Consider the following 22468-nt stretch of genomic DNA (forward strand, 5'->3'; position numbering starts at 1 on the left):
TGCTTCGTTTGGCACGGCGGCCTGACTCACAGCATAACCGCTGACAGGGCCGGCGCACAGTTTCTCAGCACCTCAGCCGCCGATACCAGCATGCACATAGGCAAAGACCAGCGCCAGCACCACCGGCATCACCACCAGCGAACCGAGGTTACCGATCAGCACCAGCGAGGCGACCTTGTGGGGCTCCTGGCGATACTGTTCGGCCACCAGATAGTTGAGTACCGCCGGCGGCAGGGCGCCAAACACCCATAGTGCCGCGGCCTGCAGACCGGTCAACCCCAGCAGCCAGATCAGCGGCGCGGCAAGCACCAGCCCTGAAAGGGGGCATAGCAAGGCGCCCAGCAGACCGGTCTTCCAGTCCGAGAAGTCGATATCGAGCATGCGCACGCCCAGCGCGAAGAGCAGCAGCGGAATGCACACCCCGCCGAGCATGTGCAGCGCCTCCAGCAGCCAGCCCGGCAGCGTCACGCCGAACAGGTTGACCGCCAGGCCGGCAAGGGTGGCCAACACGATGGGCAGGCGCAGGAGCCGCAGCAGCGATGAGCCGGGGCGCAACATCCACAGCCCCACCGTGAAGTGCAGCAGCATCTCGACGATAAACAGCACCACCGCGGCGGGCAGCGCCGCCTTGCCGAAAGCCAGCAGCAGCAGAGGGATGCCCATGTTGCCGGAGTTGTTGAACATCATCGGTGGCAGGAAGGTCTTCACCTCCAGGCCAAGGTGCCTGGCCAGAGGCCACAGCAGCAGCCCGGAGCCCAGCACCACCACGGCTCCACCCAGCGCCAGCCCCAGGTACTCCTCAAGTGGCGACTGGCCATCGGCCAGCACGGCGAACACCAGCATGGGCACGAACAGCTCCATGTTGAGCGTATTGAGGGTAGCGATATCGGGGTTGCGCAGGCGGCCGTAGAGGGTTCCGCATCCGGCGATCAGAAATACCGGCAGCAGGGTGGCAAGAATCTGGGCGGTCATCGCGACGTCATTGTCATCAGGGAACAGGAGCCCCAGCCTAGCACGGCTTGCGCGGCCCGGCCGGGCGGGTCACCATGCTGGTATCCCCTCCATGACCCGAGCGAGAGCGATGAGCAAGTTCTGGAGCCCCGAGGTGCGCGAGCTGACCCCCTATATTCCGGGTGAGCAGCCCCGCGAGCAGCTGATCAAGCTGAACACCAACGAGAATCCCTATCCGCCGGCCCCCGGGGTCGGCGCCGTGCTGCGTGACTTCCCCAGCGACCATCTACGCCGCTACCCGGACCCCGAATCCCGTGCCCTGCGTGAGGCGCTGGCCGAGGAGCTAGGCGTCGAGCCACAGCAGGTGTTTGTGGGCAACGGCTCCGACGAGGTGCTGGCGCTGGCCTTCCAGGCCTTCTTCCGCCAGGGGCGGCCGCTTGAGATGCCGGAGATCAGCTACAGCTTCTATCCGGTCTACTGCCGCCTCTACGGCATCGAGCGCCAGGCCCTGCCGCTGGCCGCCGACTGGTCGGTGGACCTCGAGGCCTTCTCGGCCACGGCCGGCGGCGTCATCTTCGCCAATCCCAACGCCCCCACCGGCCACGGTCATACCCGCGAGGCCCTCTCCACCCTGCTCGAGCGCATCACCGAGTCGGTGGTGCTGGTCGACGAGGCCTACGTGGACTTCGGGGGCGAGAGTGGGGTGCCGCTGGTGGAGCGCTTCCCCAACCTGCTGGTCACCGGCACCTTCTCCAAGTCCCGCAGCCTGGCCGGCCTGCGTCTGGGCTATGCGGTAGGCTCCCGGGAGCTGATCGAGGGGCTGGAGCGAGTCAAGGACTCCTTCAACTCCTATCCAATCGACAGCCTGGCCAGCGCCGTGGCCATCGCCTCCCTGGCCGACCGCGAGCACTTCGCGGCATGCCGAGGGCGAGTGATCACCACCCGTGAGCGCACCCGCGACCGTCTCGAACGGCTCGGCTTCGAGGTGCTGCCCTCCCAGGCCAACTTCCTGCTGGCGCATCACCCCGAGCAGGACGCCGCCCAGCTGTTCGTGGGACTGCGCAAGCGCGGCATCCTGGTTCGCCACTTCAATACCGAGGCGCTGCGCGATCATCTGCGCATCAGTATCGGCACCGAGGATGAGATGACCAGCCTCACCGAGACCCTGGAGACTCTCTGTCAGGCACCCGCCTGAGCCCGAAAGCCGGATGCCAGAAACACGAAAGCCCCATGGTGCTCAGGCACCATGGGGCTTTTCATGAGCTCACCCGCCTAGAAGTGCGGCTTGAGCTGCTGTACCAGCGCCTTGTAGAGGCGCGGACCGGCGGCCATCAGCCGACCATCCGCCTCCACCAGGGGCTGACCATCCGGGGTCCCCATCAGTGCGCCGGACTCCTTGAGTAGCAGGCTGCCGACATGCAGCTCCTGCTCCTCCAGCCCCAGCACGAAGGCGGCATCGGCACGACCGGAAGCGAGCTCGGCGAGGTCGAGCAGGCCGCTGCCGGTGGCGCGCTGCATCTCGATAAGCGGGCCCAGTTGCTGCACCAGGGTCAGATAGGCGGGCAGATGGCGGCTACGCAGGGTGGCGTCGGGCAGTCCCATGGCAATGCGCGTGCCGGTCACGGCATGGCGGCCAGGCACACGGATACGCTTGCCGTTGTGCTGGGCACCACGACCCCGGCTGGCCAGGTACTCGTCGTCGCTGAAGGGACAGATCACCACCGCATGCTCCGCACGACCCTTGATCAGGCAGACCAGCGACAGCGCGAAGCCGGGGGCAGCCACCTCGAGGTTGGAGTAGCCATGGAAGGGTTCGATGCGCCACAGCACATCGCGCCCCTCGCCTTCACCTTCACGGTGAGGCGTGAATCGACCGACGACGCCGTGCTGGGGATAACCGCGGGAGAGCTGACGCACGATCAGCGTCTCGGCGTTGCGCGCGGCATCTTGCAGCAGACGCTCGAGGTTGTGCTCTTGGTGGGAGTTCTCGATGCGCTCACGGATGCGCAGGAACTGTTCTCCGGCACTGCGAGCGGCGCGCAGCGCGTATTGGACCATCGGATGCATGATCGGGCCTTGGGGAGTCGGTGGTGTTAAAGAACGGGACGTTCACTCGAAACGATGTCGCGAATCCTAGCAGAAGCGCTCGGGACGCGCCATCCACGGCGGCGCTCGCATGCTAGACTGCGCCCCTAAACTTCCAGTAGCACCGGACCCTGACCCATGCTCGAGCGCATACGAATCGTCCTGATCGGCACCAGCCACCCCGGCAATATCGGCGCCACCGCCCGCGCCATGCACAATATGGGCCTGGCCGACCTGAGCCTGGTGGCACCACGTTGTGAGCCGATCACCGCCGAGAGCGTATCGCGCGCCTCGGGTGCCGACCATCTGGTACACGCCGCCCGAGTGGTCGGCACTCTGGAGGAGGCCGTCGCCGACTGCACCCTGACGGTGGGCGCCAGCGCCCGTTCGCGCACCCTCCCCTGGCCGATGCTCTCGCCACGTGAGGTGGGTGACCGCCTGCCCGCGGAGCTGGTCGAGCCTGATGCCCGGGTGGCGCTGGTATTCGGTCGAGAGGACAGCGGCCTGACCAATGCCGAGCTGCAGCGCTGTCATGCTCATGTGCACATCCCCACCAACCCCGACTTCAGCTCGCTGAACCTGGCCGCGGCGGTGCAGGTGCTCGCCTATGAATGCCGCCAGGCCTGGCTGACAAGTGAGCCTGCCGATACCGATGAGCCCACGAATCCCGACCAGGTCCTGGCCAGCCATGCCGAGCTCGAGCACTACTTCGCCCACCTGGAGCGCACTCTCGTCGCCATCGGTTTCCATGACCCGGCCAAGCCTCGCCAGCTGATGGCCCGGCTGCGCCGCTTTACCCTGCGGGCCCGCCCCGAGCGCATGGAGCTCAATATCCTGCGCGGCATCCTCACGGAGACCGAGAAGCTCGCCCCGCCACGCGATGACTGAAAAGGCAAGGCACCGGTGAAAAGCCCCGTTTCGCCTTGAAGGCCTTCACCGGCGCCCCCACACTAAAATGACCATCCGCGGCGGCTGCCGCCCTGCCCATCCAAGCCCAAGGACCGCTGCATGTTTCAACGCCTGCGTGAGGACATCAACAGCGTTTTCGACCGTGACCCGGCGGCGCGCAACTTCCTCGAAGTGCTGACCAACTACCCGGGCCTGCACGCCCTGCTGCTCCACCGCCTGAGCCATCGCCTGTGGCGCGCCAACCTGCGCTGGCTGGCCCGCAGCCTCTCCACCTTCTCGCGCTGGCTCACCGGCATCGAGATCCACCCGGGGGCCACCATCGGCCGGCGCTTCTTCATCGACCACGGCATGGGCGTGGTGATCGGCGAGACCGCCAGGGTGGGCGACGACGTCACCCTCTACCAGGGGGTAACCCTGGGCGGCACCAGCTGGAACAAGGGCAAGCGCCACCCCACCCTGGAGGATGGCGTGATCGTCGGTGCGGGCGCCAAGATCCTAGGCCCCTTCAGCGTCGGCACCGGCGCCAAGATCGGCTCCAATGCCGTGGTCACCAAGGAGGTGCCGGCCGGCGCCACCGTGGTGGGCATACCCGGCAAGATCGTCAAGCGCGAGGAGCCGGATACCGCCGACACCCTGGACGTGGATCCGGGTCGCCGCGAGGCGATTCGTCGCAAGTTCGGCTTCGACGCCTATGGGGTCAGCGAGGACATGCCCGACCCGGTGGCGCGCTCCATTCAGGCGATGCTCGACCATATGCACGCCGTGGATGAGCGTCTCGAGCGCATGTGCCAGACCCTGCGCAAGGTCGACGCCAGCTACCGTGCCGGGGAGATGCCCGAGCTGCGCGACGAGGACTTCGCCGAGGTACTCGACGACCCCTGCAAGCCCCCCGAGAAGGAGCCCGAGAAAGCCCCTGCTTCCGACGACAGGCGCGATCGAGCCGACGAGGGGTCCGGCACGAATGGTTGACCTTGCCACTCGGTCTTTCCCATAATGCCGTTTCGACCCGCGCGCTCCCAGCGAGCCGATGATGACCCAACGCCGCTTCGGCGGTGCCGAGGACGCCATGCGCCTGACCACCAAGGGACGCTACGCCGTCACCGCCATGCTCGACCTGGCCATGAATGCCCATAGCGGACCCATCTGCCTGGCCGATATCGCGCGTCGCCAGGAGATATCGCTCTCCTACCTTGAACAGCTGTTCGCTCGCCTGCGCCGCGGCGGGCTGGTGGAGAGCGTGCGCGGCCCGGGCGGTGGCTATCTACTGGCCCAGGAGCCGCAAGCGATCTCGGTGGCCCGAGTGATCGACGCCGTGGATGAGTCGGTGGACGCCACGCGCTGTGGAGGCCTCTCCGACTGTCAGCAGGGAGATACCTGCCTGACCCACCATCTGTGGTGCGAGCTGTCGGAACATATCCACGGCTTCCTCGACGGCGTCACCCTCGGCCAGCTGGCCGACCGCCAGGAGATCCAGCGGATCGCCAGCCGTCAACGTCGTCGCCTCGATGGTGACGGCATCCTCGCCTCGGCGACGTGATCGCCAGGCCGAACTCGAGACTACCCGAGGCCATGACCACACCCGTCTATCTCGACTACGCCGCCACCACCCCCGCCGACCCCCGAGTCGCCGAGCTGATGGCGCGCCACCTGACCCTCGATGGCATCTTCGCCAATCCCGCCTCGCGCAGCCATATGCTGGGCTGGCAGGCCGAGCAGGCGGTGGAGAATGCCCGTCGCCAGGTGGCCGACTTGATCGGCGCCGACCCTCGCGAGATCGTCTGGACCAGCGGCGCCACCGAGGCCGACAATCTGGCCCTGACCGGCTTCCTGCGTGCCAACCGCCACCGCGGCCGCCACCTGATCACCTCGGTGATCGAGCACAAGGCGGTGGTGGATACCGCCCACGCCCTGGAGGCCGAGGGCTTCGACGTCACCTGGTTGACGCCGTCCCACGACGGCCGGATCAGCCCGGCACAGCTGCGCGAGGCGATGCGCGAGGACACCGTGCTGGTGTCGTTGATGGCGGTGAACAACGAGCTGGGAGTGATCCACGACCTGGCGGCCCTGGCCGAGGTGGCCCACGCCGGTGGCGCCGCCTTCCACGTCGATGCCGCCCAGGCGGTAGGCCGCCTGGACCTCGATGTACGGCGCCTCGGCATCGACCTGATGTCGCTCTCCGGGCACAAGGCCTACGGGCCCAAGGGCGTCGGCGCCCTCTATGTGCGGCGCCACCCCGATATTCGACTGGAGGCGTTGATTCACGGCGGCGGCCACGAGCGGGGCATGCGCTCCGGCACTCTGCCGACCCACCAGATCGTCGGCATGGGCGAGGCCTTCGCCCTCGCCGGCACCGAGGGTGCCGGCGACCAGGCGCGCATCGAGGCGCTGCGTGACCGCCTGCTCGACGGGCTCGCCGATCTCGACGGCATCCACTGCAACACTGCACTGGAAGCCTCCGTACCCAATATTCTCAATCTGGCCTTCGCGGGCGTGGAGGGCGAGTCGCTCTTGATGGCACTGCGCGATATCGCCCTCTCCACCGGTTCGGCATGCAACTCGGCGAGTGTCGAGCCATCCTATGTACTGAAGGGCATCGGTCTACCGCGAGCGCTGGCGCTCGCCTCGCTGCGCTTCAGCTTCGGACGCTTCACTACCGAGGCCGACATCGACCGGGCCCTGGAGGCCTTGCGCCACGCCCTGGTAGGCCTGCGCCGCCAGGCCAGATGACGCGTTCACGACTGGCGCACCCCCTGCAACAGCATTCACAACAGGAGAGAGACCCATGTCGCATCTCACTATCACCGACGCCGCCGCCGAGCAGATCCGTCGGGTACTCGACGAGCGCGGCCAGGGCCTTGGACTGCGTGTGTCGGTCAAGCCCAGCGGCTGTTCCGGCTACAGCTACGTGCTCGACTTCGCCGACGAGGCGGCCAATGACGACACCTGCTTCGAGGAGCATGGGGTCAAGGTCTTCGTCGCGCCTGAGGCCCTGGAGATGCTCGATGGCAGCGAGGTCGACTACGTCAACGAGGGGCTCAACCGCTATTTCCGCTTCAACAACCCCAACGTCAAGGATGAATGCGGCTGCGGTGAGAGCTTCACCGTCTAGGCCCGTCAACGAAACGACCTCGACCGGCTCGACCGTCGGCTGACCACCCAGAGGCGGCGACGATTGTTCAACGCCGCCCCGGGACGCTATAATCCTCGCCCAGTCGGCGCACCGCCGAACCATCGGACGCCGAGCCGCATCACCCGATTCACCGCGCCGCCCTGCTTGCCGCAAGCCAGAGGGCGGCGTGGCGCTATCCATCGATTTCCATCACCCTTACTGGAGACAAGCCCATGGCTACCCAACGCACCCTGTCCATCATCAAGCCCGACGCCGTCGCCAAGAACGCCATCGGCGAGATCATCTCGCGCTTCGAGAAGGCTGGCCTTCAGGTCGTGGCCGCCAAGATGCTCAAGCTGGACGACGACAAGGCCGGCGGCTTCTACGCCGAGCACAAGGAGCGCCCGTTCTTCAAGGATCTGGTCGGCTTCATGACCTCCGGCCCGGTGGTCGTGCAGGTGCTCGAGGGCGACGACGCCATCGCCAAGAACCGTGAGCTGATGGGTGCCACCAACCCCAAGGAAGCCGCACCGGGCACCATCCGCGCCGACTTCGCCGAGACCATCGACGCCAATGCCGTGCACGGCTCCGACTCCCCCGAGTCCGCCGAGCGCGAGATCGCCTACTTCTTCGGCGCCGACGAGATCTGCCCGCGCTGATCGAGACTCCGGGCGGGGCCCTGTCCCCGCCTCCCCTGCGCTCCCCCCTTCCCCGACCCGCTGAACGCCATGACCGCTGAAACCGCACCCCAGAAGACCAACCTGCTCGGCATGTCCCGCCAGGAGATGGAGGCCTTCTTCCTCTCCATCGGCGAGAAGAAGTTTCGCGCCGCCCAGGTAATGAAGTGGATCCACCACGAGGGCTGTGATGACTTCGCGGCCATGACCAATCTTTCCAAGGCGCTGCGTGAAAGGCTCGCCGAGGTGGCCGAAATTCGCGGCCCCGGCGTGGTCTACGAGGGCACCTCCAACGATGGAACCCGCAAGTGGGTGCTGGAGGTCGAGGACGGCAGCTACGTGGAAACGGTGCTGATCCCTGCCGATAATGGCAAGCGCCGCACCCTGTGTGTCTCTTCCCAGGTGGGCTGCTCGCTGGACTGCAGCTTCTGCTCCACCGGCAAGCAGGGCTTCCAGCGCAATCTCAGCGCCGCCGAGATCATCGGCCAGGTCTGGGTGGCCCAGCGCAGTGTGGGCCCGCGCAAGGATACTGCCAACCGCCCGGTTACCAACGTGGTGATGATGGGCATGGGCGAACCCCTGCTGAACTACGACAACGTCGTGCCGGCCATGAAGCTGATGCTCGACGATGACGGCTACGGCCTCTCCAAGCGCCGTGTCACGCTCTCCACCTCCGGCGTGGTGCCGATGCTCGACAAGCTTGGCGACGAGCTCGACGTGAGCCTGGCCATCTCGCTGCACGCTGCCAACGACGAGCTGCGCAACGAACTGGTGCCGCTCAACCGCAAGTACAACATTCGCACCCTGCTGGATGCTTGCCAGCGTTATCTGGCCAAGTGCGACGACACCCGCGTGGTCACCATCGAGTACACGGTGATCAAGGGGGTCAACGACCAGCAGGAGCACGCCCGCCAGCTCGCCGAGCTGCTGCGCGAGCTGCCATGCAAGATCAATCTGATCCCCTTCAACCCCTTCCCCCATTCGGGCTACGAGACACCGTCACGCAACCAGGTGGTGCGTTTCCAGCAGTGGCTCTATGAACTTGGCTACACCGCCCCGATCCGCTCTCCGCGGGGCGACGATATCGATGCGGCCTGCGGCCAGCTGGTGGGTCGGGTGAAGGACCGTACCCGTCGGCACGAGCGCTATATCAAGTCGATCCAGCTCGACGCCGACTGAAGGGGCCACCTTGACTTCAACCGGGCACAACGCTTTGATGGGTCCCTGCCTCCCTCCGGCTTCCGTCAGTCCGCGGCACACCGCCGGTGGGAGCCTGTCGATCCTCGGGAGGAGTTCATGATACGCCGCTCACGCCTCACCGGAAGCTCGCTGCTGCCTCTGGCCGCTCTGCTGGGCAGCCTTTGGCTGGCCGGCTGCGCCACCCAATCACAGGGGATCGCCTCCGCGGAGAGCGAGACCAGTCCGGCCGACGCCTACACCCAGCTCGGCGTCGCCTATCTGGAGCGCAACAACCTGCGGCGCGCCATGGGGGCGCTGGACCGGGCGCTGGAGATCGCTCCCGATGACCCTGAGGCGCTGCAGGCCATGGCCATGGTCTACCAGCGCCAGGGCGAAGAGACGCTGGCCGACGAGACCTTCCGCCGGGCGCTGACGGCCGATGCCGACCTCACCCGGGCCCGCAACAACTATGCGGCGTTCCTCTACGCGCGCGGTCGCGTGCGTGAGGCCTGCGACCAGCTCGAGCGAGCCTCGAAGGATGCCCAGTATCCCAACCGAGCCCAGCTGTTCGCCAACCTCGGGCAGTGTCATCGTGAGCTCGGCGAGGTGCCGGAGGCGCGGCAGAACCTGCTCCGCGCCCAGGAGATCGACCCACGCGCTCCGCGCAGCTACTTCACCCTGGCCGAACTGGAGTATGCCGAGAACCAACTGCCCCAGGCTCGAGCACAAATTGAGGCCTTCATGCGCCTGGCCGGCCCGCGTCCTGAAGCGCTGAGACTGGCCAGCGACATCGCCAGGGCCCAGGGCGACGGCACCACTGCCGCCTTCTATACCCAACAGCTGGAGGGGCGTGGCACCACGCCCTGACCCGAGAACGCCACCAAGGATGCGCCGCCATGAGCGACCCCCATGAACAGGACCTGCATGCTGATGCCACGGCCTCGCCCGGCGAGCAGCTGAGGCGTGAACGCGAGAGCCAGGGCCTTTCCCTCTCCGAGGTGGCCGGTGCGCTCAACCTGAGGCCGGCGGTGATCCGTGGCCTCGAGGAAGACAGCTACGAGGAGGTGCCGATCGCCACCTATCGGCGCGGCTACCTGCGCGCCTATGCGCACCTGCTCGGTATCGACGACACCCCGGTACTGGAAGCCTATCGCGCCCGCTTCGGCAGACATGACGCCGCCCAGCGTCAGGTCACACCGGTTCAGATCAGCAAGCCCCCCTCACGTCTGGGCGCCTGGCTGTTCCGCCTGGTCTCCCTGCTGGTTCTTGCCGGCCTGATCGGCCTGACCCTGATGTGGTGGCAGAGCCGTGGCGGGGGCGAGCCGCCGAGCATCGGCAAGAGCGACCCGGTTGCCGTAGACCGGCTCGATGGCACCGCCAGCGTAACCGAATCCGAGGCTTCGGCCACTGCCGAACCGGACAGCCTGCCGCCGCTGCCCGACGAGCCTACGCCGGTGGAGCAAGCCTCTGTCGAGAGACCCGCCGAGGCCGCCGAAGACGCCTTGCAGGAGAGCAGCACTTCGTCGGTCACGCCGGATCCGAATATCGAGGCTCTCGCCGACGCCGAGACACAGGAGCCGACCAGCGCCGAAGCCGCTGTCGAGCCGGAGGAAGGCACCGAGTCCGCCGCCGACAGCGCGTCGAGTGCTACGCCGGCCGATGCCGGCCGCCTGGCGTTTACCTTCAACGAGCAGTCATGGACCGAGGTCTTCGACGCCACCAACCAGCGCGTCTTCGTTGGCCTGCAGGAACCCGGCACCACGGCCACCGTCGAAGGCGAGCCGCCCTTCCGACTTACCGTAGGCAACGCCTCCGGTGTCGAGCTGGTCTGGCAGGGCGAAAACATAGACCTCGCCGAGCGCGCCGGTGCCAGCAATGTCGCCCGCTTCACCCTGGGAGAATGATTCCGTCACCATGCACGCACAATCCCCTATCGTCCGTCGCAAGTCACGCCAGATCCACGTCGGCAGGGTAGCCGTCGGGGGCGATGCCCCCATCTCGGTGCAGAGCATGACCAATACCGACACCCTGGATGTGGCCGCCACCGTGGCGCAGATCCGCCAGCTCGAGACCGCCGGTGCCGATATCGTGCGCGTCTCGGTACCCGACATGGAGGCCGCCGAGGCCTTCGGTCGCATCAAGCGCGAGGTCGAGGTACCGCTGGTCGCCGACATCCACTTCGACTACAAGATCGCCCTGCGCGTCGCCGAGCTGGGCGTCGATTGTCTGCGTATCAACCCCGGCAATATCGGCCGCGAGGATCGCGTACGCGCGGTTGTCTCGGCGGCCCGCGATAACGGCATTCCAATCCGTATCGGCGTCAATGCCGGCTCGCTGGAGAAGGATCTACAGAAGAAGTATGGCGAGCCCACGCCGGCGGCCTTGGTCGAGTCGGCCATGCGTCATATCGATCACCTCGAGCGCCTCGACTTCCCGGACTTCAAGGTCAGCGTCAAGGCCTCCGACGTCTTCATGGCGGTGGCCGCCTACCGTGACCTGGCCACACGCATCGAGCAGCCGCTGCACCTCGGCATCACCGAGGCCGGTGGGTTGCGCTCGGGTACCGTCAAATCATCGATTGGCCTTGGCATGCTGCTGATGGACGGCATCGGCGATACCATCCGCGTATCACTCGCCGCCGATCCGGTAGAGGAGATCAAGGTCGGCTTCGACATGCTCAAGAGCCTTCGCCTGCGCTCCAAGGGCATCAACTTCATCGCCTGCCCCAGCTGCTCACGCCAGAACTTCGATGTTATCGGCACCATGAATGCCCTGGAGGAGCGTCTCGAGGACATCATGACGCCGCTCGATGTCTCGGTGATCGGCTGCGTGGTCAACGGCCCGGGCGAGGCCAAGGAGACCGATATCGGCCTCACCGGTGGCTCCCCGGCCAACCTCGTCTATATCGACGGCAAGCCGGCCTCCAAGCTGCGTAACGACCATCTGGTCGATGACCTCGAGCGACTGATCCGCGACAAGGTGCGCGAGAAAGAGCAGACCGAACAGGACGTGATCGCCCGCGACGCCTGAGTCGCCGGCATCCATCAAGGAGCCACCGTTGAGCAAGTCCCAAGCAAGTCCCAAGGCGCCAGCCAAGAAGATCCAGGCCATTCGTGGCATGAACGACCTGCTGCCGGAGCAGTCCGCCCTGTGGCAGTACTTCGAAGGCAAGGTCCGCAACCTCATGGCCCGTTACGGCTATGCCGAGATCCGCACCCCTATCGTCGAGCAGACCGCACTGTTCTCCCGTTCCATCGGCGAAGTGACCGATATCGTCGAGAAGGAGATGTATACCTTCGCGGATCGCAACGGAGACAGCCTGACCCTGCGCCCCGAGGGCACGGCGAGCTGCGTGCGCGCCGCCATGGAACATGGTCTGCTGCACAACCAGACCCAGCGCCTCTGGTACCAGGGACCGATGTTCCGCCACGAGCGCCCCCAGAAGGGGCGTTACCGCCAGTTCCACCAGGTCGGCGTGGAGAGCTTCGGTCTCGAGGGGCCGGATATCGACGCCGAGCTGATCCTGCTCTCGGCACGCCTGTGGCGCGAACTGGGGCTGATGGAGCATGTCACCCTGGAGCTCAACTCCCTGGGCTCCTCCGAGGCTCGCGCCGCCTACCGCGACACCCTGGTGGCCTACTTCGAGCAGCATCACGAGCTGCTGGATGAAGACTCCCGGCGCCGCCTCACCAGCAACCCTCTGCGCATCCTCGACTCCAAGAACCCGGAGATGGCCGAAATGCTGGCCGGCGCTCCCCAGCTGCTCGACCATCTGGACGCCGAGTCCCGCGAGCACTTCGCGTCGCTCCGCGCCCTGCTCGATGCCGCCGGCATCGACTATGTGATCAACCCGCGCCTGGTGCGCGGTCTCGACTACTACAGTCGCACCGTCTTCGAGTGGACCACCCGCGCGCTCGGCAGCCAGGGCACGGTATGTGCCGGCGGCCGCTACGACGGCCTGGTGGAGCAGCTGGGGGGCAAGCCGACCCCGGCGGTAGGTTTCGCCATGGGCATCGAACGCCTGGTGCTGCTGCTCGAGACCCTTGAACTGATTCCCGATGCCGCCCGCGGCGAACTCGATCTCTATGTACTGCCCATGGACGATGCCGCGGCCGGCACCGCCCTGCAGCTGGTCGAGCAGCTGCGTGGCGACATGCCGACCCTGCGCGCCCAGCTGCACTGTGGCGGCGGCAGCTTCAAGAGCCGGATCAAGAAGGCCGACCGCAGCGGCGCTCGCCTGGCCCTGCTGCTTGGCGAGGACGAGCTTGCCCACGGCACCGCGACCCTGAAGTTCCTGCGCGAGGAGCGTGACCAGCGCAGCCTGGCCCGGGACGCCCTGGTCGACGAGCTGCACGATCTGCTGGCCTGAAGGCCCACACCAGACACACAAGGAGACCGCCCGTGGCGGAGCTGAGAACCGAGGAAGAACAGGTCGAGGCGCTCAAGCGCTGGTGGAAGGAGAATGGCCTCTCGCTGGTGGCCGGCGTGGCGCTGGCCGCCGCGGGCGTGCTGGGCTGGAATACCTGGCAGGGCTATCAGGAGAACCAGGCCACCGCCGCCTCGATGCGCTACCAGCAACTGGTCAACCTGACCGCCGGCAACGACCTCGATGAGGCGCAGCTCCCCGAGGCACGCGCCCTGGTGGACGAGATCGTCGATGAGCATGGCAAGACGCTGTATGCCGACCTGGCGCGCCTGATGGATGCCCGCCTGGCGGTCGCCCAGGGTGACCTGGCCGGCGCGCGGGAGCGCCTGCAGTCCCTGGCGGATGCCGGCTCGGACAACTATGTGGCCGGCCTGGCGCGGCTGCGCCTGGCACGACTGCTGGTCGCCGAGGGCGACGCCGATCAGGCACTGAACGTCCTGCAGAGTGGTGTCCCAGAGGCGCTGGCCGCCCAGCGGGCCGAGGTGCGCGGCGATGCCTATCACGCCCTCGAGCGTCGCGAAGAGGCCGCCACGGCCTGGCGTGAGGCACTGCGTCTCGCCGCGACCAACGAGCAGCCGCTCTATGGCGTGCAGCTCAAGCTCGACAATCTGGGGCTTGAGTCGCCGGATCTCGAAGGCTCGGCCCTGGAAACATCGAGCCGCGATACCACAAGCCATGACAACCGGGGGCTGGACGCATGAAACCGACCTTCCTGATCGCCGCCCTTGCGGGCCTGACACTGCTCGCCGGCTGTGCCGGCAACCAGGTGGAACCACAGTACCCGCCCACCGAGCTCCGGGATTTCGCGGCGAGCGCAGAGCTCGACACTGCCTGGCGCGAGGGCGCCGGTGACGGCCAGGGGCGTGCCGCCTATCCCATCGCACCGGCGCGCGAGGGCGATGCCCTGTTCGCCGCCGACTACCAGGGTGAGCTGTTCGCCTTCGATGCCATTACCGGCGACACTCGCTGGGAGACGGCGCTCGACGTGCCGGTCTCCAGCGCCCTCACCGCAGTGGCCGGAGACATCTACCTGGGCACCCGCGACGGCCAGGTGCTGGCGGTGAGCCAGCGTGATGGCAGCGTGCGCTGGCGTGCCCGCGTGCCCAGCGAGGTGCTGGCCGCCCCCCAGCCCAATCAACAGTTGCTGATCGTGCAGAGCGTCGACGGCTCCATCACCGCCCTGGATCGCGCCAGCGGCAATGAGCGCTGGCGTTATCAGGCCAACCTGCCCTCGCTGACCCTGCGCGGCACGGGCACCCCCACGACCATCGACCCGGTGACATTCGCCGGCTTCGCCAACGGCCGCCTGGTGGCACTGGACAACCGCAGCGGCCAGCCGCTGTGGGAGCGGCGCATCGCCGTGGCTCAGGGGCGCAGCGATATCGAGCGCCTGGTAGACCTCGCCGGCCAGCCGCTGCTGACCCCCGACGGCCGCCTCTTCGTGACCAGCTACAACGGCCGCCTGGTGGCCCTGGAGGCGACCCGCGGCGAGCCCCTGTGGGCCCGCGAGCTCTCCAGCTTCCACACCCCCCTGGTGGTGGGTGACTTCCTGTTCGTGGTCGAGGAGTCGGGGCGAATCCTGGCCCTGGCCGCCGACAGCGGGGAGGAGGTCTGGCGCAACACCGCGCTGGAGGGCCGTCGGCCTACCTCACCGGCATTTGCCGACGGCAAGCTGGTGTTCGGTGACTTCGACGGTTACCTGCACCTGATCGACGCACGCAGCGGCGAGATGGTTGGCCGTGAGCGCATCGACGGCTCCGGCATCGGCGTGCGCCCGGTCACCGACGGCAATCGCATTCATGTGCTGGCCAATGACGGCACCCTCGAGACCCTGGATATCCGATGACACCCGTGATCGCCCTGGTCGGCCGGCCCAATGTGGGCAAGTCGACCCTGTTCAACCGCCTGACCCGTACTCGCGACGCCCTGGTGGCCGACTTCCCGGGCCTGACCCGGGACCGCAAGTACGGCAACGGCATGCTCGGCGGCAAGGCCTACACGGTGATCGACACCGGAGGCATCAGCGGCGACGAGGCGGGCATCGATGCCGCCATGGCCGAACAGTCGCTGGCTGCCATCGACGAGGCGGACATCGTGCTGTTCCTGGTCGATGCCCGAGCCGGCCTCAATGTCGCCGACGAGGCCATCGCCAACCACCTGCGGGTCAACCAGAAGAAGACCTGGCTGGTGGTCAACAAGACCGACGGCCTCGACGAGGACAGTGCCACCGCCGAGTTCTGGGAGCTAGGCCTCGGTGAGCCTCGTCCCATCGCCGCCGCCCATGGTCGCAATGTCACCACGCTGATCGACGAGGTACTCGCCCCCTTCCCGGAGCGCGACGAGAGCATTCCGGCGGACACCGGCACCAAGGGCATCCGCATCGGCGTCATCGGTCGCCCCAATGTCGGCAAGTCGACCCTCGTCAACCGTCTGCTCGGCGAGGAGCGGGTAGTGGTCTATGACGAGGCCGGCACCACCCGTGACGCCATCGAGATCCCCTTCGAGCGCCGTGGCAAGCCCTATGTGCTGGTGGATACCGCCGGCGTACGGCGCCGCAAGAATGTCCGTGAAGTGGCCGAGAAGTTCTCGATCATCAAGACCCTGGAGGCGATCAAGGAGTGTCATGTCGCCATCATGGTGCTCGATGCCCGCTCGGGACTGGTGGAGCAGGATCTGCACCTGCTCGACTACGTGCTGACCACCGGCCGCGCCCTGGTACTGGCGGTCAACAAGTGGGACGGCCTGGAGAGCGAGGCCAAGGAGAAGATGCGCGCCGAGATCAAGCGCCGCCTGGGATTCGCCGACTATGCCGACCTGCACTTCATCTCGGCACTGCACGGCACCGGAGTCGGCGACCTCTATCCGTCGCTGGAGCGCGCCTTCGCCTCGGCCAACGCCCACTGGTCCACCAACCGCCTGACCAGCATCCTGCAGGACGCGGTGGAGTCGCACCAGCCGCCCATGATTCGTGGGCGCCGGATCAAGCTGCGCATGGCCCACCAGGGCGGCAGCAACCCGCCGATCATCGTGGTTCATGGCAACCAGACCGAGTCCCTGCCCGAGGCCTATCGCCGCTACCTGACCAACACCTTCCGCAAGGTGCTCAAGGTGCGCGGCACACCGATGCGCTTCGAGTTCCGCTCCGGCAAGAACCCCTACGACAAGATGGCAGGCGCCAGCGACCGCGAGAAGGCCAAGAAGCGCGAGCTCTCGCGCACCAAGGAGGCTCGCAACAGCCGCCGCTGACCCCGCCCCCTCGACCACAGGCGCCCGGCCCGCTTTCAGGAAATCCCTGGAACGTGCCGGGCGCCTTCGTGTCTGCTGATTCGTGTTTACTGCCTGTCATGCAGCCGCCGGCGACCCACCCAGTGGTTGGCAAACTGCCAGGCGGTGCGCCCGCTGCGCCCACCACGCAGGGTGGCGAAACGGATCGCCTCGGCCCGCGCCTCGGTGCCCCAATCCTCGGCATGCCCCAGCTGGGAGACCCAGTGACAGCACGCCTCCAGATAGACATCCTGGTTGAAGGGGTGAAAGCCCAGCCAGAGCCCGAAGCGGTCGGAGAGCGAGATCTTCTCCTCCACCGCATCGCCGTGGTGCAGCTCGTCGCCCACCAGCCTCGACCCGGCGTTGTCGCTCATCGACTCGGGCAGGAGATGGCGGCGATTGGAGGTGGCGTAGAGCAGCACATTGGGCGGAGGGCCGGTCAGGGCGCCGTCCAGCACGCTCTTCAGTGCCTTGTAGGCATCGTCGTGTCCCTCGAAGGAGAGGTCGTCGCAGTAGACCACGAAGCGCTGGTCATGGTGACGCAGCTGCTCCACCAGTGTCGGCAGACCGGAGAGGTCGTGGCGATCCACCTGTACCAGGCGCAGACCCTCGTCGGCCAGGCTATTGAGCAGGGCTCGGATAAGCGACGACTTGCCGCTGCCCCGGGAGCCCCACAGCAAGGCATGGTTGGCGGGCAGCCCCTGCAGGAAGGCCCGGGTGTTATCGATCAGGGCCAGCTTCTGGCGCTCGATGCCCATCAGATCATCCAGGCCTAGCGCATCCCGGGGCGGCACCGGCAGCAGTCGCCCTCCCAGGGCATGACGCTGCCACAGGGCGGCCACATCCCGCGACCAGTCCACCTCCACCGGAGCCGGCGGCAGCCAGTGCTCTACGCGATCCAGCAGGTGCAGCAGGCGACGCGTCAGCTCAGCGTCCATTGGCTTCTCCTTCGTAAAGTCCCAGGGAGTGCTACCCCTTCGGGGCTGGCTGGTGACATGCCTCCCTGAGGCAGTTTGAACCCGTAAGCGACGGTTGACCTCGCAAGCGTTCCGAGTATCTTGTGGCGAACTCGGACCTTCGTCCAGCGTCTTACAGGCTGGATGTCATCGCCCATCAAGGAGACCCGCCATGCGCTGGCTCAAACCCCTCGCCATCGGCGCGCTATGCCTGACCGTCGCCGCCTGCACCACCTCCCCCACCGGGCGCCAGCGCCTGACCCTGGTGTCCGATGCCCAGCTTGACCAGATGGGCGCCCAGGCCTTCGAGCAATACCAGCAGGAGCGCCCCATGGTGGGCGGCGCCACCCAGCGCTATGTACAGTGCGTGGCCGATGCCCTGGTGCGTGCGCTGCCACCCGAGCAGCGTCAGTCCCAGAACTGGCAGATTCGTGTCTTCAAGGCCGAGGATGCCAACGCCTTCGCCCTGCCCGGGGGCTATATGGGGGTCCATACCGGCCTGCTGGAGGTCGCCCGCAACCAGGACCAGCTGGCCGCGGTGATCGGTCACGAGATCACCCACGTGCTGGCCCGTCACGCCAACGAGCGTGTCTCCACCCAGACCGCAACCCAGCTCGGGCTATCGGTACTCTCCTCGGCCGCCGGCCTCGAGGGAGCGGGTGGCGAGCAGATCATGGGGGCCCTCGGCATGGGCGCCCAGTACGGCATCCTGATGCCCTTCTCGCGGAGTCACGAGAGCGAGGCCGACGAGCTCGGTCTCTACCTGATGGCCGAAGCCGGCTTCGATCCTCGTGCCAGCCTCGCACTATGGGACAACATGAGCGCCCAGGGCGGTGCCCAGCCACCCGCCTGGCTCTCCAGCCACCCCAGCCACGGCCAGCGCAGCCAGGCCCTGCAGGCGCGCATGGGCGATGCCCTGAGCCGCTACGAGCGCGCCCGTCAGGCCGGCCGCACGCCCAGCTGCTCGAGGTCCTGAGATGCTGAGACTCGGACTGCTGTTGCTGATCGTCCCCATGCTGGCACTGATGGGCGTCTACTTCTGGGAGTATTCGAGCGTGCGAGAGTGCACGCTCTCGGGGGGCCACTGGGACTATCTGGAAGGGGTGTGCCGCGACACCCCCCAACCCTTCGTCTCCTGGCTACAACGCTACCCCTGGCTGGTCAATGGCGGGATGCTGCTGTCGCTGATCGGTCTGGCGTTGTGCATGGTGGGGCTGTATACCAAGCGGCGGTAACCTCGCCTGCTTCTTCGAGGCATGCTGCTCCGCCGTGACCACTTTGGGCCAAGAGCTCGTCCGAAGATCCCAACCGAGGCAGAGCTGGCGGCTTGGCCGGGGGTCTGCCCCCACAGGATGCCAAGGGGTGCGCCAGCGCTGGAGTCGCCCCCGACAAGGGCCTACTCACCTCCTCTACAGCCCCTGGCGGAGCCGCTCCAGCACCGGGGCGGTATCGGGACGCACGCCCCGCCACTGGAAGAAGGACTCCGCCGCCTGCTCCACCAGCATGCCGAGGCCATCCACGGTGCGAGCGCCGCGCTCAGATGCCCAGCGCAGGAACACCGTGGGCTCGGCGCCATACATCATGTCATGGGCGGTAGCGCCGGCGGCAAACAGTCCATCGGGCAGTGGCGGCAGGTCGCCCGCCAGGCTCGCGCTGGTGCCGTTGATCACCAGATCGAACGGCCCCTCCACCCTGTCGAAGCCCCCCCCCGAGATCTCGCCCAGGTCCCCGAAGTCAGTGGCCAAGGCCTCGGCTTTGGCGGCGGTGCGATTGGCCACCAGGAGGCTCGCCGGGTGTCCGGCCAGCAGCGGCTCCAGAATGCCGCGCACCGCGCCACCGGCACCGAGCACCAGGATGCGCGCCCCGACCAACCTCACGCCATGGCGTTCCAGATCGCGCACCAGGCCGATGCCATCGGTGGTGTCGCCATGGGTCTGGCCGTCCACTCCCAGGATCAGGGTGTTGACCGCTCCGGCACGCCGGGCACGCTCGCTGAGCGTGTCGCAGAGGCGGAACGCCTCCTCCTTGAAGGGCACGGTGACGTTGGCCCCGCGTCCACCGCTGGCGGTGAAGCGCCGCCAGGCGCCGGGAAAATCGTCACGCGGCGCCTCGATGGCGGTGTACTCGATGGTATCGGCGGTCTGCTCGGCGAAGGCGGCATGAATAAACGGCGATCTCGAGTGGGCCACCGGGTGGCCGAAGACACAGTAGCGATCGGTCATGCTCCGTCCTCCTCCTGGCCCTGGCTTCGCCCCGTCTGCTCGCCGAGCCAGTCACGGGGGCGCAGATAGTCGCGGTAGAGACACTCCTCGGCACTGCCGGGCTCCGGGTGCCAGTCATACTCCCAGCTCGCCAGCGGTGGCATCGACATCAGGATCGACTCGGTGCGCCCACCGCTCTGCAGCCCGAACAGGGTGCCGCGATCCCACACCAGATTGAACTCCACATAGCGCCCCCGGCGATAGAGCTGGAAGGCGCGCTCGCGCTCGCTCCAGGGCGTATCGACCCGGCGTTTCACGATCGGCAGGTAGGCCTCGAGGAAGGCGTCGCCCACGGCACGCTGGAAGGCGAAGCTGCGCTCGAAGCCCCATTCATTGAGGTCGTCGAAAAAGAGCCCACCCACGCCGCGGGTCTCGTCGCGATGCTTCAGATGGAAATAGTCGTCACACCACGCCTTGTAGCGCGGGTAGACACCCTCGCCGAAGGGGGCGCAGGCATCCCGGGCAACCCGATGCCAATGGACCACATCCTCATGAACCGGGTAGAAGGGGGTCAGATCGAAGCCGCCGCCGAACCACCATACCGGCGCCTCGCCGGACTTCTCGGCGATCAGGAAACGGACATTGCCATGGCTCGTCGGCACATGGGGATTCTCGGGATGCAGCACCCAGGAGACCCCCACCGCATGGAAGCTGCGCCCCGTCAGCTCGGGGCGGGCCGCCGTGGCCGAGGGTGGCAGCTGTTCGCCGTAGACGTGCGAGAAATTGACGCCACCCTTCTCGAACACTCGTCCCTTCTCGATCACACGGGAGCGACCTCCACCGCCCCCCGGGCGCTGCCAGGCATCCTCGTGGAACACCGCTCCGCCATCCACGGCAGCCAGGGCGCTGCACAGGCGCTCCTGAAGGTCGAGCAGGTAGGTCTTGACGTCTTCGAGTTGCGGGTGGGCCAACGGTGCCTCCAGGCAGGATGAAAGAAGAGTGGATGGGTCAGGAGCGCAGCACCCGGCCACTGACCAGATCGCGAATGGTGCTGGGACGCGCGAGACCACCGAGCTCCCCCTCGACGACGGCATCGAGTTCGGTGCCGAAGAGGGTGCGCACCTCGTCGGCGCTCATCGCCGGCGGCTCGCTGGCCACGTTGGCCGAGGTGGAAACGATGGGACCACCGAAGGCCTCGCAGAGCGCCGCCACCAGGGGATGGGCGCTAACGCGCAGGGCCACTCGATCATGTTCGCCATGCACCAGGGGAAGGCTGCGCCCGTTATGGGGCACCAGCCAGGTATTGGGCCCAGGCCAGCTGGCTGCCAGGGGTGCCTGCTGCTCGGCGGGTAGCCCTTCCAGCCACGCGTCGAACTGGTCGATGCTCGCCGCGACCAGGATCACTCCCTTGGCAGGGTCACGCCGCTTGAGACGTAGCAGCCTGGCCAGGGCCTCCTCGTTGTCGGGGTCGCAACCCAGCCCCCAGACCGCCTCCGTGGGATAGGCGATCACCCCTCCCTGACGCAGGGTAGCGGCGGCTTGCTCGATCTGATGGGCCTGGCTCATGGGCTCTCCTCACTCGGCTGGGCGCGAATGGCCGAGAATTCTATCACGCCGCCGTGAGGCGCACCCAACCACCGGCGACCCGTGCCGCACGCCCTTCGAGCTCCAGTGTCAGCAGGCGTCGCTGGCACTCGGCGATATCGAGCCCGGTCAGCCCCACCAGCACGTCGGCCGGCGTCGGAGTCCCGCTCAGCCAGCGCAGCAGTGGGTCATCATCCCGACCTGAGGCCTCGGCAGTTATCGTGGCGGGCGTTACCGGAGCCTGCCACTGGGTAAGCTCGGCTAGAATATCATCGACCTCACGCACCAGCACCGCACCTTCGCGGATCAGGCGCAGACAGCCTCGCGCCTGAGGATTATGCAGCGAGCCCGGCAGGGCGAACACTTCACGGCCCTGCTCCCCGGCCAGTCGTGCGCTGACCAGCGAACCACTCTGCTCGGCCGCCTCCACCACCAGCACCCCACAGCTGAGCCCGGTCACGATACGGTTGCGACGTGGGAAGAAGCCGGCCCGGGCCGGGGTACCGGGGGGATGCTCGGAAAGCAGCAACCCCCCGGCATCACGCAGACGGGCATGTAGCCGATGATGGCGCGGGGGATAGATCACATCGACGCCACAGCCGAGCACCGCCACGCTGGTGCCACCGGCATCCAGGGCGGCCTGCTGGGCGGCGGCATCGATACCCAGCGCCATGCCGCTGACCACGCACCAGCCCCGTGTGGCGAGCTCACGGGCGAAGCCGGCGGCATTGGTCAACCCCTCGCGGGTGGCGCGACGGGATCCCACCATGGCCAGCTTGGGAGGCGCCAGGCTGGTGAGGTCACCCCAGGCCCACAACAGTGGAGGCGGGTCGGCAATCTCGGAGAGCAGGCCTGGCCAGGCGGGGTGCCCGGCGTGCAGCAGGTAGTGGTCGTCACTGGCCGCCGCCCAGGCCAGGGCAGCGTCCACCCGGGCCTCGAGCGGGCTGCGCGCGGGATGGTCGAGCCATAGCCGCAATTCCGAGGCGGCCCGCCGCGGCAACACCGCCAGCCAGCCGTCGGGCCACTGCGGCTGCCGGGCGAGCAGCTCGACCAGAGCCCCAGCACCGAGCCCCGGCAGGCCCGTCAGGGCCAGCCACTCCCGGGTGCCGAGGTTAGGCGTCGCCATT

24 protein-coding genes are annotated in these 22468 nt (G+C 67.3%); 17 read left to right on the forward strand and 7 right to left on the reverse strand.

The annotated features are described in order from the left end of the window. Window positions 1–72: 72 nt before the first annotated feature. Window positions 73–972: an AEC family transporter gene (locus tag GRB80_RS14235; protein ID WP_161424006.1), complete on the reverse strand. Its 900-nt coding sequence runs from the start codon at window positions 970–972 to the stop codon at window positions 73–75. A 109-nt stretch (window positions 973–1081) separates the two neighbouring features. On the opposite strand from GRB80_RS14235, the gene hisC reads away from it, so the two are divergent. After that, window positions 1082–2146, forward strand: coding sequence for a histidinol-phosphate transaminase (hisC, locus tag GRB80_RS14240; protein ID WP_161424007.1), 1065 nt, complete (start codon window positions 1082–1084; stop codon window positions 2144–2146). Window positions 2147–2223: 77 nt separating this feature from the next. Here the strand turns inward: hisC and GRB80_RS14245 are convergent, their stop codons facing one another. Then, window positions 2224–3018, reverse strand: coding sequence for an inositol monophosphatase family protein (locus GRB80_RS14245; protein WP_132043643.1), 795 nt, complete (start codon window positions 3016–3018; stop codon window positions 2224–2226). Between the two features lie 156 nt (window positions 3019–3174). On the opposite strand from GRB80_RS14245, the gene trmJ reads away from it, so the two are divergent. From trmJ to der, 14 genes are all read left to right on the forward strand, one after another. Then, a complete protein-coding gene (gene trmJ / locus GRB80_RS14250; protein WP_132043641.1) occupies window positions 3175–3924 on the forward strand; it encodes a tRNA (cytosine(32)/uridine(32)-2'-O)-methyltransferase TrmJ in 750 nt (249 codons plus the stop codon). 120 nt (window positions 3925–4044) lie between these two features. Continuing rightward, window positions 4045–4914 carry a serine O-acetyltransferase gene (gene cysE / locus GRB80_RS14255; RefSeq protein ID WP_132043639.1) on the forward strand — a complete coding sequence of 290 codons (870 nt, stop codon included), beginning with the start codon at window positions 4045–4047 and terminating at the stop codon, window positions 4912–4914. A 97-nt stretch (window positions 4915–5011) separates the two neighbouring features. Beyond that, entirely contained in the window at window positions 5012–5482 is a 471-nt protein-coding gene (locus tag GRB80_RS14260; protein ID WP_132043731.1) for an Rrf2 family transcriptional regulator, read from the forward strand. Between the two features lie 32 nt (window positions 5483–5514). Next, window positions 5515–6672, forward strand: a complete 1158-nt coding sequence (locus tag GRB80_RS14265) for an IscS subfamily cysteine desulfurase (RefSeq protein WP_132043637.1) — start codon at window positions 5515–5517, stop codon at window positions 6670–6672. Between the two features lie 55 nt (window positions 6673–6727). Beyond that, the gene (locus tag GRB80_RS14270; protein WP_132043635.1) at window positions 6728–7054 is read left to right on the forward strand and encodes a HesB/IscA family protein; all 327 of its coding nucleotides are present in this window, start codon (window positions 6728–6730) and stop codon (window positions 7052–7054) included. 233 nt (window positions 7055–7287) lie between these two features. Then, complete coding sequence (gene ndk, locus GRB80_RS14275) at window positions 7288–7713, forward strand: nucleoside-diphosphate kinase (RefSeq protein ID WP_132043633.1); 426 nt, start codon at window positions 7288–7290, stop codon at window positions 7711–7713. 69 nt (window positions 7714–7782) lie between these two features. After that, window positions 7783–8910, forward strand: a complete 1128-nt coding sequence (rlmN, locus tag GRB80_RS14280; RefSeq protein WP_161424008.1) for a dual-specificity RNA methyltransferase RlmN — start codon at window positions 7783–7785, stop codon at window positions 8908–8910. 117 nt (window positions 8911–9027) lie between these two features. After that, entirely contained in the window at window positions 9028–9777 is a 750-nt protein-coding gene (gene pilW, locus GRB80_RS14285) for a type IV pilus biogenesis/stability protein PilW (protein ID WP_161424009.1), read from the forward strand. A 29-nt stretch (window positions 9778–9806) separates the two neighbouring features. Beyond that, window positions 9807–10814 carry a RodZ domain-containing protein gene (locus tag GRB80_RS14290; protein ID WP_161424010.1) on the forward strand — a complete coding sequence of 336 codons (1008 nt, stop codon included), beginning with the start codon at window positions 9807–9809 and terminating at the stop codon, window positions 10812–10814. A 10-nt stretch (window positions 10815–10824) separates the two neighbouring features. Beyond that, the gene (gene ispG / locus GRB80_RS14295) at window positions 10825–11940 is read left to right on the forward strand and encodes a flavodoxin-dependent (E)-4-hydroxy-3-methylbut-2-enyl-diphosphate synthase (protein ID WP_161424011.1); all 1116 of its coding nucleotides are present in this window, start codon (window positions 10825–10827) and stop codon (window positions 11938–11940) included. A 28-nt stretch (window positions 11941–11968) separates the two neighbouring features. After that, entirely contained in the window at window positions 11969–13279 is a 1311-nt protein-coding gene (gene hisS / locus GRB80_RS14300) for a histidine--tRNA ligase (protein WP_272922920.1), read from the forward strand. 32 nt (window positions 13280–13311) lie between these two features. Then, window positions 13312–14037, forward strand: coding sequence for a YfgM family protein (locus GRB80_RS14305; RefSeq protein ID WP_161424012.1), 726 nt, complete (start codon window positions 13312–13314; stop codon window positions 14035–14037). Next, window positions 14034–15182: an outer membrane protein assembly factor BamB gene (bamB, locus tag GRB80_RS14310; RefSeq protein WP_161424013.1), complete on the forward strand. Its 1149-nt coding sequence runs from the start codon at window positions 14034–14036 to the stop codon at window positions 15180–15182. Before GRB80_RS14305 ends, bamB begins: the two co-directional genes overlap by 4 nt. Next, window positions 15179–16582: a ribosome biogenesis GTPase Der gene (gene der / locus GRB80_RS14315; protein WP_132043619.1), complete on the forward strand. Its 1404-nt coding sequence runs from the start codon at window positions 15179–15181 to the stop codon at window positions 16580–16582. Before bamB ends, der begins: the two co-directional genes overlap by 4 nt. Before the next feature lie 86 nt (window positions 16583–16668). Here der and GRB80_RS14320 read toward each other — a convergent pair whose 3' ends face one another. Continuing rightward, a complete protein-coding gene (locus GRB80_RS14320) occupies window positions 16669–17538 on the reverse strand; it encodes an ATP-binding protein (RefSeq protein WP_132043617.1) in 870 nt (289 codons plus the stop codon). A 190-nt stretch (window positions 17539–17728) separates the two neighbouring features. Between GRB80_RS14320 and GRB80_RS14325 the strand changes: the two genes are divergently transcribed. Beyond that, complete coding sequence (locus tag GRB80_RS14325; protein WP_161424014.1) at window positions 17729–18532, forward strand: M48 family metallopeptidase; 804 nt, start codon at window positions 17729–17731, stop codon at window positions 18530–18532. A gap of 1 nt (window position 18533) precedes the next feature. Next, a complete protein-coding gene (locus GRB80_RS14330; RefSeq protein WP_132043613.1) occupies window positions 18534–18791 on the forward strand; it encodes a hypothetical protein in 258 nt (85 codons plus the stop codon). Between the two features lie 174 nt (window positions 18792–18965). On the opposite strand, the gene aroE is transcribed toward GRB80_RS14330, so the two are convergent. The 4 genes from aroE to dprA are packed head-to-tail and all read right to left on the reverse strand — an operon-like array spanning window position 18966 to window position 22467. Continuing rightward, window positions 18966–19778, reverse strand: coding sequence for a shikimate dehydrogenase (aroE, locus tag GRB80_RS14335; RefSeq protein ID WP_161424015.1), 813 nt, complete (start codon window positions 19776–19778; stop codon window positions 18966–18968). Beyond that, the gene (gene hemF / locus GRB80_RS14340) at window positions 19775–20728 is read right to left on the reverse strand and encodes an oxygen-dependent coproporphyrinogen oxidase (protein WP_161424016.1); all 954 of its coding nucleotides are present in this window, start codon (window positions 20726–20728) and stop codon (window positions 19775–19777) included. Before hemF ends, aroE begins: the two co-directional genes overlap by 4 nt. A 37-nt stretch (window positions 20729–20765) precedes the next feature. Then, the gene (tsaC, locus tag GRB80_RS14345; protein ID WP_161424017.1) at window positions 20766–21323 is read right to left on the reverse strand and encodes an L-threonylcarbamoyladenylate synthase type 1 TsaC; all 558 of its coding nucleotides are present in this window, start codon (window positions 21321–21323) and stop codon (window positions 20766–20768) included. 43 nt (window positions 21324–21366) lie between these two features. Continuing rightward, a complete protein-coding gene (gene dprA / locus GRB80_RS14350; RefSeq protein WP_132043605.1) occupies window positions 21367–22467 on the reverse strand; it encodes a DNA-processing protein DprA in 1101 nt (366 codons plus the stop codon). Window position 22468: the final 1 nt, after the last annotated feature.

Origin of the sequence: Halomonas icarae (assembly GCF_009901955.1) — a bacterium.
GTDB classification, from domain to species: Bacteria; Pseudomonadota; Gammaproteobacteria; order Pseudomonadales; family Halomonadaceae; genus Halomonas; species Halomonas icarae.

Excerpts from the sequence above, each read along its gene's own strand:
- GRB80_RS14235 (WP_161424006.1), bottom strand. The coding sequence starts at position 972 with ATGACCGCCCAGATTCTTGCCACCCTGCTGCCGGTATTTCTGATCGCC.
- hisC (WP_161424007.1), top strand. The coding sequence starts at position 1,082 with ATGAGCAAGTTCTGGAGCCCCGAGGTGCGCGAGCTGACCCCCTATATT.
- GRB80_RS14245 (WP_132043643.1), bottom strand. The coding sequence starts at position 3,018 with ATGCATCCGATGGTCCAATACGCGCTGCGCGCCGCTCGCAGTGCCGGA.
- trmJ (WP_132043641.1), top strand. The coding sequence starts at position 3,175 with ATGCTCGAGCGCATACGAATCGTCCTGATCGGCACCAGCCACCCCGGC.
- cysE (WP_132043639.1), top strand. The coding sequence starts at position 4,045 with ATGTTTCAACGCCTGCGTGAGGACATCAACAGCGTTTTCGACCGTGAC.
- GRB80_RS14260 (WP_132043731.1), top strand. The coding sequence starts at position 5,012 with ATGCGCCTGACCACCAAGGGACGCTACGCCGTCACCGCCATGCTCGAC.
- GRB80_RS14265 (WP_132043637.1), top strand. The coding sequence starts at position 5,515 with ATGACCACACCCGTCTATCTCGACTACGCCGCCACCACCCCCGCCGAC.
- GRB80_RS14270 (WP_132043635.1), top strand. The coding sequence starts at position 6,728 with ATGTCGCATCTCACTATCACCGACGCCGCCGCCGAGCAGATCCGTCGG.
- ndk (WP_132043633.1), top strand. The coding sequence starts at position 7,288 with ATGGCTACCCAACGCACCCTGTCCATCATCAAGCCCGACGCCGTCGCC.
- rlmN (WP_161424008.1), top strand. The coding sequence starts at position 7,783 with ATGACCGCTGAAACCGCACCCCAGAAGACCAACCTGCTCGGCATGTCC.
- pilW (WP_161424009.1), top strand. The coding sequence starts at position 9,028 with ATGATACGCCGCTCACGCCTCACCGGAAGCTCGCTGCTGCCTCTGGCC.
- GRB80_RS14290 (WP_161424010.1), top strand. The coding sequence starts at position 9,807 with ATGAGCGACCCCCATGAACAGGACCTGCATGCTGATGCCACGGCCTCG.
- ispG (WP_161424011.1), top strand. The coding sequence starts at position 10,825 with ATGCACGCACAATCCCCTATCGTCCGTCGCAAGTCACGCCAGATCCAC.
- bamB (WP_161424013.1), top strand. The coding sequence starts at position 14,034 with ATGAAACCGACCTTCCTGATCGCCGCCCTTGCGGGCCTGACACTGCTC.
- der (WP_132043619.1), top strand. The coding sequence starts at position 15,179 with ATGACACCCGTGATCGCCCTGGTCGGCCGGCCCAATGTGGGCAAGTCG.
- GRB80_RS14320 (WP_132043617.1), bottom strand. The coding sequence starts at position 17,538 with ATGGACGCTGAGCTGACGCGTCGCCTGCTGCACCTGCTGGATCGCGTA.
- GRB80_RS14325 (WP_161424014.1), top strand. The coding sequence starts at position 17,729 with ATGCGCTGGCTCAAACCCCTCGCCATCGGCGCGCTATGCCTGACCGTC.
- GRB80_RS14330 (WP_132043613.1), top strand. The coding sequence starts at position 18,534 with ATGCTGAGACTCGGACTGCTGTTGCTGATCGTCCCCATGCTGGCACTG.
- aroE (WP_161424015.1), bottom strand. The coding sequence starts at position 19,778 with ATGACCGATCGCTACTGTGTCTTCGGCCACCCGGTGGCCCACTCGAGA.
- tsaC (WP_161424017.1), bottom strand. The coding sequence starts at position 21,323 with ATGAGCCAGGCCCATCAGATCGAGCAAGCCGCCGCTACCCTGCGTCAG.
- dprA (WP_132043605.1), bottom strand. The coding sequence starts at position 22,467 with ATGGCGACGCCTAACCTCGGCACCCGGGAGTGGCTGGCCCTGACGGGC.